9 protein-coding genes are annotated in these 13,903 nt (G+C 37.5%); 8 read left to right on the forward strand and 1 reads right to left on the reverse strand.

Features of this window, described 5'->3' with window-relative positions; genetic code table 11:
• The first annotated feature begins 1 nt into the window (after position 1).
• The gene (locus DYU05_RS05620; protein ID WP_117381981.1) at positions 2-1,081 is read left to right on the forward strand and encodes an SIR2 family protein; all 1,080 of its coding nucleotides are present in this window, start codon (positions 2-4) and stop codon (positions 1,079-1,081) included.
• Here the strand turns inward: DYU05_RS05620 and DYU05_RS20865 are convergent, their stop codons facing one another.
• Entirely contained in the window at positions 1,082-1,441 is a 360-nt protein-coding gene (locus tag DYU05_RS20865; protein ID WP_133300167.1) for a 4-fold beta flower protein, read from the reverse strand. It abuts the gene before it with no gap.
• A 266-nt stretch (positions 1,442-1,707) separates the two neighbouring features.
• Between DYU05_RS20865 and DYU05_RS05630 the strand changes: the two genes are divergently transcribed.
• The 7 genes from DYU05_RS05630 to DYU05_RS05665 all read left to right on the forward strand — a co-directional run bounded on the left by DYU05_RS05630 (position 1,708) and on the right by DYU05_RS05665 (position 13,893).
• A complete protein-coding gene (locus tag DYU05_RS05630; protein ID WP_117381983.1) occupies positions 1,708-1,998 on the forward strand; it encodes a helix-turn-helix domain-containing protein in 291 nt (96 codons plus the stop codon).
• A 6-nt stretch (positions 1,999-2,004) separates the two neighbouring features.
• The gene (locus DYU05_RS05635; RefSeq protein WP_165851999.1) at positions 2,005-3,873 is read left to right on the forward strand and encodes a site-specific DNA-methyltransferase; all 1,869 of its coding nucleotides are present in this window, start codon (positions 2,005-2,007) and stop codon (positions 3,871-3,873) included.
• 7 nt (positions 3,874-3,880) lie between these two features.
• Entirely contained in the window at positions 3,881-4,801 is a 921-nt protein-coding gene (locus DYU05_RS05640) for a hypothetical protein (RefSeq protein WP_117381985.1), read from the forward strand.
• A complete protein-coding gene (locus DYU05_RS05645) occupies positions 4,782-7,544 on the forward strand; it encodes a restriction endonuclease (protein WP_117381986.1) in 2,763 nt (920 codons plus the stop codon). Before DYU05_RS05640 ends, DYU05_RS05645 begins: the two co-directional genes overlap by 20 nt.
• Before the next feature lie 25 nt (positions 7,545-7,569).
• Positions 7,570-12,387 (forward strand): DEAD/DEAH box helicase, encoded by a 4,818-nt coding sequence (locus tag DYU05_RS05650; protein ID WP_117381987.1) that lies wholly within the window; start codon positions 7,570-7,572, stop codon positions 12,385-12,387.
• 859 nt (positions 12,388-13,246) lie between these two features.
• The gene (locus DYU05_RS05660; RefSeq protein WP_117381989.1) at positions 13,247-13,576 is read left to right on the forward strand and encodes a helix-turn-helix domain-containing protein; all 330 of its coding nucleotides are present in this window, start codon (positions 13,247-13,249) and stop codon (positions 13,574-13,576) included.
• Positions 13,573-13,893, forward strand: a complete 321-nt coding sequence (locus DYU05_RS05665) for a hypothetical protein (RefSeq protein ID WP_117381990.1) — start codon at positions 13,573-13,575, stop codon at positions 13,891-13,893. Before DYU05_RS05660 ends, DYU05_RS05665 begins: the two co-directional genes overlap by 4 nt.
• Positions 13,894-13,903 lie beyond the last annotated feature (10 nt).

Consider the following 13,903-nt stretch of genomic DNA (forward strand, 5'->3'; position numbering starts at 1 on the left):
TATGAATAAACAATTTGGAGAGGACAAAATTATAATCCTTTTAGGTGCCGGGGCAAGTTGTGACGCAGGAATGCGTAATTCTACGCAAATGATAACTGATATTGAATTCCTGTTAAAGGGAGAATGGGCAAGTTTTAAGGATTTGTACAACTACATACAAAGTTCTCACTATCATCTGGAAAGAATCAAAGGTGTCGATTCAAAAGCCATAATGTTCAATATAGAGAATTTAGTAGGATTGCTGAATGTGATCATCAATATATCTGAAAAAAAAGTTGATGTTTATCCTTTTATTGGCAGTTGGGAAAAAGAATTACTCGTTGTGGCGGGTCAAAAACTTGAATTAGCAGTAAAATTTAAAGAAGAAATTTTAAGCAAGCTTAAAAACAATTGGCTTAGTCCTGATGACTTTAAGAGAAAAAGTGCCTATTATAAGAAGCTAAAAGAAACAGGATATACTATGCCATTGCGTATCTTCTCATTAAATTATGATATGTGCGTTGAGGAAAATCTTGGAATGGAAAATATTGAACGTGGTTTTGGAGAGGATAAAATTTGGGATTATCGAAGATATGAGCCGTCTCAGGAACAGGAAATAAGCTATTTTCTTTATAAACTACATGGCTCTTTGGATTGGAAAAGAAATACCCAAAATAGATTGACTTATTCAGACTCGATTTCATCAATAAATCCTTTAAATATGGAAATTATATTTGGCGTGCAAAACAAGCTCCAATCATATGACCCGTATTTATTCTATTTTTATGCGTTTCGTGAGGCCTGTATAAGGTCTGAGCTTATTGTTGTAAGTGGCTATGGTTTCTATGATCAGCATATCAATGATAATTTATCAAGTGCAATCGAGCTTGATCCAGCCAAGAGGATTTTAGTGAATGTTTACGAAGGCGACAATTTTGATCAGGGTCTTTATGTAAAAAAAATAAGTGCATTGCTAAAAATAGATCCGAAAAATATAATTGTTCAGAATTGCTATGCTCAAGAATTTTTCAATAATTGTTTAAATCTCGAATATTTCTCTTCATTATTTCCTGATGGAGATAACGAGAATATCTTACCCTAATTATTGCGAAAAATATTCTTCATCTGATAAGTTTGACCAACTTAATGATCTTGCAGGTTTTGCTGGACGCGCCTCCCTTGCTGATCGTGCAGGTCTGGCAGCCCTTGCACTCCTTGCTGGTCTTGCTGCCCTTGCAGGGCGCGCCGGGCCACCTGTAGAATTTTCAGTAAAGAACTTGGGCTTTCCATTCCGATCATAAAACCAATTGTTATAAATCCACCCCAAATATCTACCGTTGTAAGCATACACATTATCGTCGCTTAACCAAGCTACGGGCGTTCCGTTATAAAGGTAAATTGAACCATTATCGTCACTGATATATGCAATTGCTCTTCCTTGTTGGTTATATAAAGTTGTCATAGCGTAATAAAGATAATGGATTGGGCTAACAAAAAGGAAGTCGGAGAAACATTATATGCTACTATTTCAAAATAATTATTTATATACCCTTCCTCTGCATTATCACCACCTCTCCCTAGCAGAGCAACGTCAATCTCCATTGGACAAATAATACTGTGAAAGCTAGATTGTACTTTAGAAGCAATTGAAAAAGGAATCTTCTTTCTTTTACTAAGCCTTCCTTTTCTATATTGTCTTAAATTTGACAAGTCATATATTAACAGGTCATGAACTTTGGTGAACGGATAAGAAAGCTGAGAGAAAGCCAGGGGCTTTTGCAGCGACAACTGGCAGCCGATCTTGAGATTGACACTCCAATGTTTAGCAAGATAGAGCGTGGAGAGCGAAAGGCGAAGCGTGAACAAGTAGAGCAGTTGGCGAAACTACTCCACACGGATGAAACGCAGCTTCTTTCGCTTTGGCTTGCAAACCAAATTTTTGACTTTGTGAAGGATGAGAGGTTTGCCTCCGATTCCCTTAACATGGTAATTGACTGGATGAAAAACACTAAGAAATAAATGAGTATGGACGGCAAATCTTTGAATGTTACAGAAGATCTTATATCCAAGTTGAAGGAAATTATTCCGGGGGCGTTTACTGAGGATAAAATCAATATTGAGCAACTCAAACAAATATTAGGCGAAAACATAAATATAGATTCGGAAAGGTATCAATTGAACTGGGCTGGAAAAACGGAGGCCTACAAAGTCCTTCAGCTTCCAACAACGGCAACATTAAATCCAGTGAAAACTGAATCTATTAATTGGGATACAACTACTAATATCTTTATAGAGGGGGAAAACTTAGAAGCGTTAAAGGCACTTCAAAAATCATATTACGGAAAAGTCAAAGCGATTTGTATAGATCCACCATATAACACGGGGTCGGATAGTTTTATTTACCCGGACAAATACTCAGAAACCAAAGAAGAATATTACAAAAAAATTGGTGAAAAGGATGAAGATGGTTTCATGATGAAAGAAGGTTTCTTCCGACCAAATAAAAAGGAAAATGGCCAATTTCATTCAAATTGGCTTTCAATGATGCTTCCCCGCCTGTTTCTCGCAAAAAATCTATTGAGTGATGATGGTGTAATTTTCGTCAATATTGATGATAATGAACTTGCAAATCTCAAAATTCTGATGGATGAAATTTTCGGAGAAGAGAATAAGGAAGCAATTGTTACCTGGAGAAGAAGGCATAATCAGCCAAACGATAAATCGAAAATGATTTCCAAGGTAGCAGAATACATTCTTGTCTATGCAAAAAATTCAGAAAAACTAAAAGAGAAAAATACCTTTTATGGTATTCCTCTATCCGAAACAAGACAAGGTAGCTACACTAACTCCGATAACGATCCACTTGGGCCGTGGGATTCCAAACCATGGAAAGCAGGTTCTGGTCAAACTGGATCTAAGTACAAAATAAATACACCCACTGGTAAAATCTTAGATGAAGAGTGGATGGGCGCTGAGTCAACATACAAACAGTTGTTGTCTGAAGGTAAGATTTACTTTCCAAATGGAGGGGATGGCTGGCCTCGTAAAAAATTCTATTTGAGCGAAAGAATGGAGGAAGGACAATGTGCTCATAATTTTTGGAACCACTCAGAATTTGGCAGTAACCAAGAAGGAAGTGCAGAATTAGCTGAGATATTCAATGGTAAAAATGTTTTCGACAATCCCAAGCCGACAAAACTGATCAAAGCCCTATTAAAAATTTCTACTTCAAAAGACGATATAGTCTTAGATTTTTTTGGCGGTTCTGGATCGACGGCTCATGCTGTATATGAGTTAAATGAAGAGGAAGGAACCAATAGGCAGTTTATCGTAATTCAGCTTCCTGAAAAAATCAATGAATCTGATGAAGCATATAAACTCGGATATAGAACTATTTCAGAAGTAACAAGAGCAAGATTGAAAAAAATCGCAGCTAAAAAAAATGATGAACTTAAAAGCGGTTTGAATTTCAACAACAGAAGTCCAATTGGATTCAGGTTTTTTAAGATTTCCAATTCTAATTTCAAAATATGGAGAAGTGACTACTTACAAAATGAAGAAGACATTATTAAACAATTGCAAATCTTTAATAATGTTCAAAAAGAAAACTCTACCGAAGAGGAAATGGCCTGGGAAATTGCAATCAAAAATGGAGTAAAGCTTTCTTCAATGCATTCAGTTCTAGAATTTGGTAATGACAAATTCCATTATTTTCCTGAACGAAAATTACTCATAGGCATTCAGTCAATTACCCGTGATTCAGCAAAAGAAATCATAAATAGCAATCCGAGCGCATTAATCTGTCTGGATACAATCTTTCAAAAAAATGATAAAGAGAAAACCAACATCCAACTTCTGTTCGAGGATGCAGGTGTAATTTTTCATACGATTTAATTGAGCTATGATTTTACTTGTTCCAGAAAATAGGGTATGCACCGGAAAAACCACCAGATATCCAATTACCAATTATAATCCGGTTCTATGGATTAAAACGGAAAATACTGAGTATACCGTCATTAGTGTAGATGGATTTATCGTGAATGGTAACAATAAAGTTAATGGTATATTCAAAAAGTTTGAGTTTATAGAAGATCATCCAAACGAACCTATTACTCGAGAAGATGTTGAAAACGTAATTTCAAATAGTGAAATTCAACTGATAACCCAATTGGCTGAGGTACTTCAATGTCGCTTTTATACTTTCATCTGGCCGAAAGACTATCCAATTGGTTTTAGCAAAACAGACCTATTAATCCATTCTTTCACATTTCATGTTGTTGATGGTGAAATGCAAATCAATACTCATAGAAGAGTCAATATCAATGACTTAGAACAGGGTATCGGAACTTTGAGAGGATTCAGCTTTCGTTTCGTAAAGAACCTAAACTCAGCATCATCTAACGTAGAATGCCATTTGGCAAACAATACTACCAATCCATGGCCTGGGGATATTGACTCGTTGATTTTCAATAATCGTACACAGCAATATGAGGCTATTATAGAATTTAAGACACACAACATTGACAGCCCTATCCAAAACGAAAGAATAGGCAAATACGGACAGGAAGATTGGCGAAGATTTAATGTACTGTTCGATTTGATAGATAATTTCCATACAAAGTTAAACTACAAGCCTAAGCTTTTTTTTATCGTATGGGGAACGAATGAAACAAGTGAAAATCACACTAACTTGAAAATTGATCTTATTGAAAGAAACAGAGTAGTAGTTTCAGGTCTATTTCCACGTCCACCATACAATGCGTTTTCTCCTGATTTATTCAATTACTTAATACAGATGGCCAATGAAACTACAGTTCGATAAAAACCAAGAATACCAGCTTCAAGCCATTCAATCAGTCATTGACCTGTTTGATGGCCAACCTTTAAGCAATTCAGATTTTGAATTTTCTATGGCTGATACCAACAGCGGTAGTATCACCTTCACTGAGGCAGGTGTAGGCAACAATCTTGCCCTTACGGAAGAAGAGTTGCTCATGAATCTTAACAAGGTTCAGCGGGAAAATGAGCTAAGAGAAGACGAAACGTCATCTGCCATTGAAAAGCTTTGGTATAATGAAGATGCATCCGTAAAAAGTGTTTTGGAAGGCAAATCAGCAGTAACTGAGTTTCCCAACTACTCCGTAGAAATGGAAACCGGAACCGGTAAAACCTATGTGTATCTCCGGTCTATTTATGAGCTCAACAAGGTGTATGGCTTCAAGAAGTTTGTAATTGTAGTTCCTTCAGTGGCTATCCGTGAAGGGGTTATAAAATCTCTCCAAATTACTTTCGACCACTTTCAAGAGATCTACGAAAATCAACCTGCGGATTACAAGGTATATGATTCAGGCCGTTTAACAGAATTGGGCAATTTTGCCAAGAGCACCGCCATTCAAATTCTGGTCATCAACATTGATTCCTTCACAAAAGATGCCAATGTCATCAATCAGGTAAGAGAATCAGGCATAAAGCCGATAGAGTACATTCAGAAATCCAATCCGATTGTGATTATAGACGAGCCGCAGAATATGGAAACCGATATTCGAAAGCGAGCTATTGCCAATCTCAATCCTCTATTCACGCTGAGGTATTCTGCAACACATAAGAACCATTACAGCCTTGTCTATAAGCTTGACCCGGTAAAGGCATATGACTTGGGCTTGGTAAAGCAAATTGAGGTTGATTCTGTAGTGGCCAGAAACGACAGCTCAGGAGCATTTATCAGTGTTGACAGTTTTCGCATGGCTAAGAAATCGGTTACTGCCCAGGTTTCCATATTCGTTAATGAAAAAGCGGGCGTACAGAAAAAACAGGTTTCAGCAAAGGTTGGGGATGATCTTTACAAGCTTTCTAAAAATTGGGATATATACAAAGATGGCTATGTAATCAATGAGATAGATGCCGACAATCAGTTTATTGAGTTTTCAAGTGGTCAAATTGTCTATCAGGGTCAAGCCGCGGGAGGTCTTACCGATCAAATACTCAGAGAAATGGTAGATGCAACAGTAGAAAACCACTTTAAGAAGGAAAAAGAGTTGCAGGGCAAAGGAATTAAGGTACTGTCAATCTTTTTTATCGACCGCGTCGCCAATTATCGTGAGTATGATGATACAGGAAACACTGTGCAAGGGAAGTTTGCCGAATGGTTTGAAGAAAGCTATATCAAATGGCAGAATATGCCAGCTTACAGGGGCTTAATGAGCTTCAATGCTAAAGACGTGCATAATGGATATTTCAGCCAGGATAAAGCAGGTAAGTACAAGGACACCAAAGAAGCTCGCACCACTAAGGCAGATGACGATACATTCAATCTGATTATGCGTGATAAGGAAAGGTTGCTGGATGAAAAAGTACCACTCCGCTTCATTTTCAGTCATTCCGCTTTACGTGAAGGTTGGGACAACCCTAATGTATTTCAAATCTGTACGCTTAACGAAACCAAGTCGGATATTAAGAAACGGCAGGAAATCGGTAGAGGCCTCCGTTTGTGCGTTGACCAAACCGGAGCGAGAAATCTTGACCGTTCGATCAACAGGCTCACCGTAATTGCTAATGAAGCCTATGAATCATTCTCCAAAGCGCTTCAAAAAGAAATAGAGGATGATTGCGGTGTGAAGTTCGAAGGTCGTATCAAAAATGCCAGAACAAGAACGAGTGTTAAACTCAAAGACAAATGGATGGAGGATTCTCTATTCCTTGAGCTTTGGGAGAAAATCAGAGCAAAAACCGAATACAAAGTTGATTACAGCACCAAAGAGCTAATTGCAAATTGTGTTGCAGCATTGCAAGCAATGCCGCCTATTGAACGGCCAGTGATTTACCGTGAAAAGAATGTGGCAAGATTCGTCAGAGATACTAATGGCAAACTAATTGAATTAGGAGGAGAGCAGAAAGGATCAAAGGAGAAAATGTTAAAGGAAACCAATTATGAGATTCCTGATTTTATCGCCTATATTCAATCTAAAACGGAGCTTACCCGTGATACCATTACCCAAATAGCGCTGAAATCCAACCGCTTAGGCGAAATATTCAACAACCCTCAGCTATTCATGGATAGCGTGGTACGTATTATCAAGCATGAATTTGACCGCATTAAAATCAATGGCATCCAATACGAGAAGATTGCTGGCAAAATATATAATATGAAGTTGTTTGAATCCGCAGAAATTGAGCAGTATTTGGAAAACCTGATAGAGGTTAAAAAACAAGCGAAAACGCTTTACAACTATGTGACCATTGATTCACTCAGTTCACCAGAACGCAAGTTTGCCGAAGATTGCGAAAATAGGGATGATATAATTTTCTATGTAAAGCTTCCGAGAACTTTTATCGTCAAAACTCCTATCGGAAGTTATAATCCTGATTGGGCATTAATTAAAAAGGAAGACGGAGAAGAAAGCAAGATTTACTTCGTGGCAGAAACTAAAGACCCAAAAGCGGTGAAAGACCGCACGCTTTTAAGAGATAGCGAGCGACTGAAAATAGCATGTGCTGAAAAGCATTTTAAAGCAATCGATCATGTCAATTACCGGGTAGTTGGCTCGGTTAGTGACTTAAAAGCCTAATAAAAAAACCTTAAACCTTATCAGTATGACATTACAAAAAAACCACTTAGCCAGATTACAAGAAATTAAACAGCGAGACGTTGAAGTTCTTTTAAAGAAAGCGTATCGCGGCATTTGGGAAACAGCTATTAAAAAGTACTCCGATAGTGCGCATTTTGTTTATGAATTGCTTCAAAATGCAGATGATACAAAAGCTTCTTGGGTTGAGTTCCGACTTGAAGCAAATGGTCTTTGGTTTAAGCACAACGGCTCTGTACGATTTTCGATATCTAACCCTGACAATGAGGATGAAGACGTGGAGAATGGCAAGCTTGGACATATTAATGCTATTACTTCTATAGGAAATTCAACGAAGATCGATGAACAGAAAATCGGCAAGTTTGGAATAGGATTCAAGGCAGTATTTGCTTACAGCATGTCACCCCACATTTATGATGATAACTTCAACTTCAAGCTTGAAAATTATATTGTGCCAAAGGAAATTGAATCATTGAATGGCCAGAGAGCAGCAGGTGAAACAGTTTTCTACTTCCCTTTTAATCACATTTCAAAGTTACCTAAGGATGCCTATACGGAGATTGAGGACAAATTAGATTCACTCTTCCAGCCAAATTTGTTCCTTACCAATCTTGAAAAAATCACTTGGAAATCAAATGGAAAAAAAGGCATCTATTCCAAGCGGACTTTAAAGACGGAACAGTTTGACAATATCCGTGCTGATTTAACAGAGGTAGAAAGTGTGGAAAATGAAGTCAATAGAAAGGAACTGATATGGTTATTCTCTACTGGTGTTTCACACAAACAGCTTACATCACACCACCGCATTTATGTGGGTTTCTTTGTACAGGATCAAAAGGAACTGGAAACCGGCTATACTTATGAAGCATTTTGTTTCTTTCCAACTAAAGAAGAAACCAAGTTAGGATTTGTTATTCAAGCTCCATTCCTTTTGACAGATAGTAGAGAGGGCATAAAAGCGGGTGAGCAATGGAATTTGGAAATAATGCAGCTTGCAGCAAAGCTTGGTGCCAATTCTTTACCAATACTTAAAACCATTGGTGAAAGAGATAAAACCTACCTGCTCAACGACAGTATTTTAGAGCTTATTCCTTACAAGGAAAGTGATTTTGTAGACGTAGGTAGCAAAGCCAAAATTTCATTCAAACCTTTCTATACCGAAATCCTAAAAAAATTTCGAGCCGACCAATTATTGCCAGGGAGAAATGGAAAATACTATAAAACCGCAAAAGCGTATTGGGCATCAGATCCCGAATTAGCAGAACTCTTCTCCGACCAACAAATCAGTAAGCTAATGGGTAACCCTGATTCCGGATTGGTATTCGTAAGCAAAGGACAAAAGCAACTTAACCAAGCCAATAAGTCCTTAGAAAGCTATATTAATTCAATCATTAACGACACCTTAGATCCCAAAAAGCTTCTGAGGAGGATTGATGCTGCTTTTCTGGAAGCGCAATCAAATGAGTGGTTGTTGAAGTTCTATGCTTATTTGGGGGGTAGAAAGTCCCTTTGGGATGATAAGGAAAAGCTTGCTCAAAAACGACCAATCCTGTTAAACCAAAACAGAAATGCCATTATACCTTTCAATGATGATTTAACAGCACCTAATATTTTTTTGCCTTCTGAAAGGGTGACTAGCTACGATACCATATATAAACCATTTACAGAAGACGAAGAAGCTATGGACTTCTTTAAAGGTTTGGGTATTGGTAAACCCGATTTACGAGCAGAAATCTTCAAAACGATAATTCCACAATACAAGGACGGTTTTGACTATGATGATAAGGACAAAATATTAGCCCACTTTGAATCTTTCTTATCGTACTATGATGCTTGCCCGGCTTCCCTTCAAAGGGACTATCTCGACAAGCTCCAAGAAACTTGTTTCATAGCAACCCGAAAAGCAAGTGAACCCGATACGATCTACTTTTGCAATCCTCAATCCGTTTATCTTCCAAGCGAAAAGCTCAACAAGTATTTTGCTCACGCAAACGAAGTTTATATTTTGGATGAAGATTACTATCTGGACTTTATCCATAGTCCTCGTAAAAACTCGTTCTATTCATTCCTTTTGTCCTTAGGTTGCAGCAATCAACCCCGTTTGCTAAATAGAAAGTTAGAATCCAACTACGAAAACAAGGAAAGATTTGGACTTGAAGAAATTGAAGTATCACAAACCTATGTCTCCAATCAAATCATTACAGATACTATTCTAGAAGGACTAGAGGAAGCAGTATCAACTATCAATCCCGAAATATCAGCCCTTATTTGGGAATATCTTTTATCTCATGTACACGGTAAGTCTTCTTACTCTCTTGAATCAAGTATTATGGGCAACTTTCGATATGTACCCAAATGGAATCAATATGCAAAGTCCCAAAAGTTCGAATCTACACTGTCATCTATTCTCAAAAATGATAAATGGCTTTTTGATAAAGAGGGCAATGTAAAATCAGCATCAGAAATTCAACGAGAAGAACTGAACGAAATCTACACAGCGCAGGATCTTGATATTTCTACATTCCTTGATTTTTTAGGAATCGAAAGCCCAGAAGATGAATTAGACCTTTCAGAAGATCAACGTGCAGCATACCTACTTGGTAAAAAATTACAACAGGAAGGAATTACTGAAGAAGAATTAGCGGAGGCTTTAAGCATGATAAAGGCTAAAAAGAAGTCCGCAGGTTCTCAGGGCAATCGTAATGAAGATGAAGAAGGTTTCATGGATGAAGCCATTGAAGACACCTTAGACCGCCTCAAAAAAGGGATCAAAAAGAAGCGTAAAGCCAGAGCCGAAAATCAGGAAGAAGAAAACCAACAAAAAGATCAGGAACCTCCTGAATTAATAGTAGATCAGGATGATTATATCAAACCTTCTGTTGACCTCCAAAGGAAGATTGACAAGCTCAAGGAACAAACAGAAGCCCAAATTGAAGACCTTACTCGAATTGAGAAATTGAATGAGATTGTTGATGAATCTGAAATGTATTCCTACGCTTGGTTTAAAGCCTTGCTTGAACTGGAGTACCTAAGTAGTTCAGAATCGAATACTAATGGAAAGGAAATTTCAATTCAATTTACCAAAGCAGAAAAAGAACCAGATACAGAACGGACATTGATTCTCAAACACCCGAACAGATATATCCCCCAATCCATTGAGGATATTGGAGATCTTCAAATTCGCTTGTATTTTGGTGATGAATCAAAAACTGTCACTGTGGAGGTTGTGAGTGTTAAAGAATATACCCTCCGAGCAAAGCTGAAAAAGTCTGCCGATATTTCTGAGATTGACCTATCTAAAGTAAACCGAATAGTCATTGATATAAAGAATCCCGTATTCATTCTTGAAGAACTTCGAAAAGCTTTCAGTCAACTTGGCTTAGATGATCATCATAATCTCCAGCAAAGCCTACCAGAAGATATTCGCTTCATATTTGGCCCTCCTGGTACCGGCAAAACAACCTATCTCGCAACTAATGAGATTATACCTCTCATGCAGCAAGATGAAAACCTTAAAGTATTAGTACTTACACCAACAAACAAATCAGCAGACGTACTCACAAAGCGGATAATTGAAAAAATGGGAGATGATGAGACATATCACCATTGGCTACTTCGTTTTGGTAATACGAGTGATGAATCTCTTGGAGATAATCCGGTTGTAATCGATAAGGCATTTGATATTAGATACAAGCCTAAGAATACGACTATAACTACAATTGCAAGATTCGCATATGACTATTTTCAACCTGAAATCCATAGTGAACGATTGCATCTTAAATTCCTTCAGTGGGATTACATTATAATCGATGAAGCTTCAATGGTCAACTTAGCCAGTATCGCTTATGTCTTATATCAGAAACCAGACGCCAAATTTGTAGTTGCGGGTGATCCATTCCAGATTCAGCCAATAACACTTATCAATCATTGGAAAGATATGAATATTTATAGCATGGTAAACCTTGACAGATTTGTAGAGCCTGCCACTGTACCGCATGATTTTGAAATAGTTAACCTTCGTAAGCAATATAGGGCAGTTCCAACGATTGGCAATATCTTCAGCCATTTCACTTACAATGGCATTCTTGAACACCATAGAACGGGTGAAGAGCAAAAGCAATTGAGCGTTAAAGGATTTGATTTCAAGGACATAAATATCATCAAATTTCCCGTCGCAAAGTTTGAAAGCATTTACAAGCCTAATACGCTTAACAAATCAAACTATCAAATCTATTCAGCTTTATTCACAGTTGAGTTCGCCAAATCACTTGCTTTTCAAATTCAATCAAGTCACGATGACAACTTTAGAATTGGAATAATTTGTCCTTACAAGGCTCAGGCTACGCTAATAGAAAAACTCCTTGCGCAACAGTTTGAAGACACTGAAAAAGTAGAAATCCAAATTGGCACAATTCATGGCTTCCAAGGTGATGAATGTGATATTATCATTTCAATTTTCAACCCACCATACTCAATAAGTAAACACTCGGGTATGTTCCTCAATAAGCAAAATATTCTTAATGTATCCATAAGTCGTGCGAGAGATTATTTATTCATCATAATGCCAGACGACAATACGCAGGATATTGAGAATCTCTACAAGGTTAAGAAAATAGAAAGATTGATTTATCGCCATGCTCCTAGCAACCATTCAGTTTATAAAGCTGCGCAGGTTGAGGAAATCATGTTTGGCAGTGATACCTTCATTTATGATAACTCTTTTGCTACTTCTCACCAAACTGTAAATGTGTATTCAAAACCAGAGCGGAAATATGAAGTTCGCTGTGAGGAAATAGCTGTAGACGTTCAAATCAAACATAAATAAACCCCTCAAAAGAGTTAATATGACCTTATAAGTTTCACTTTTCTTTGAGTATTTAACTAAGTAAAAGATCAATAATCAAAGTTTAATAATGGCCATACAAAATTATCAAATGCTTATGCAGCCCCTCCCTCAGCTGCTATCATTAAAGATGCCAACCAAGCTGTATGAAAAACTGGTGACGGGGAAATTGATGGAATTATCTAAGAAGATAAACTAGGTATTGATATAATTTACATCTAGGCAAAGCGATGGGGAGTGTTGATGATGTGGGCTGGCTAGATATGCATAAGTTTGTTGGGCTTTAGCGGGACACGGGGCTAAAAAAGAGTCTTTTTAACCACCTCTTCGTTTACCAAACTAGGACAAAGACATTCTCCCAAAAATAGAACAAAAATCGTCCTTATCGATGGGAACAATTAAGCTCAACTTATGATTAATTTTGATTTAGGTGTTTCAGTTCAAAAGGGTGTATGACCTTAAGCGCATTTATAACGAATATTTTGAAAAAAATTAACATGTTGCCCAATAGTTCTAACCTTGAGATAAGCAAACTTAAACCTCCAAGTAAAAAATTATTAATTTTCCAGTCCAAAAGCTCCCTTGTGAAAGAATGCCCACTTTTTACTTGCATCAATGATTTAAACTGACTACATCGCTGCCTATTGATATCTTCAAGTCCGTTATTGTTTGACAATCACTAACGTAAGTAGCTATGTCAACTATGGATAACTTAATATTTTCTATAGTGTTAATTACAATGCGAACTGGATTTCTAAGTATAAAATACCCTACCTCGTACATGAGGTGTGATAAATTTATTTTTCAGTTCTTCACATTTGCTATTGCTAAATTTTAAGCTATGGCAAATCATAATGAAATCCAACATGACTTTCCTAAAGTAAATCGTGATCAGTTGATCACGGTTCAGGACTTGCTCGACTTCAAGCAACAGCTTATCGTTGATATTAAGAAGCTGCTCAAAGAACAATCCGGCCAGCCGGGACACCAGTGGCTGAAAGCTTTTGAGATAAAAAAAATGCTTCGGCTATCTGAAAGCAAACTGCAATATCTCCGGGATAAGGGCCTGATCCCTTTCAAGAAATTGGGTGGTATCACTTACTACAATTCGGAGGAAATTGAAAAGCTGATGGCTTCCGGCAAGTTGAACGATCAGATGAAGATGGCATGAAACGCAAAGCCAAACGTGCTTTACCAAGGGAGCCTAACAAGGTTAGAGAATCCAGTAAAACTTTGACGCAAATTCATGATGGCATGGGTACAAGCATGCCTCCTGATAAGGACGTCTTACAAATCTATTTTGACCAGAAAGGTGAAGCCGAACTAACTGAAAAGTTCTTCAATGAGCATGATAGTAGAGGGTGGAAAACGCCGACTGGTGGCACGATTTACAACTGGAAAGTATGTGCAGCAGAATGGATTTATAACCATAGGCAAGAAGTTAAACGCATGTTCAGGCAATCACCATTTTATAATGAGTCGTTGTAAGTTGATGATG

It is taken from the genome of Mucilaginibacter terrenus (assembly GCF_003432065.1).
Lineage (GTDB): Bacteria > Bacteroidota > Bacteroidia > Sphingobacteriales > Sphingobacteriaceae > Mucilaginibacter > Mucilaginibacter terrenus.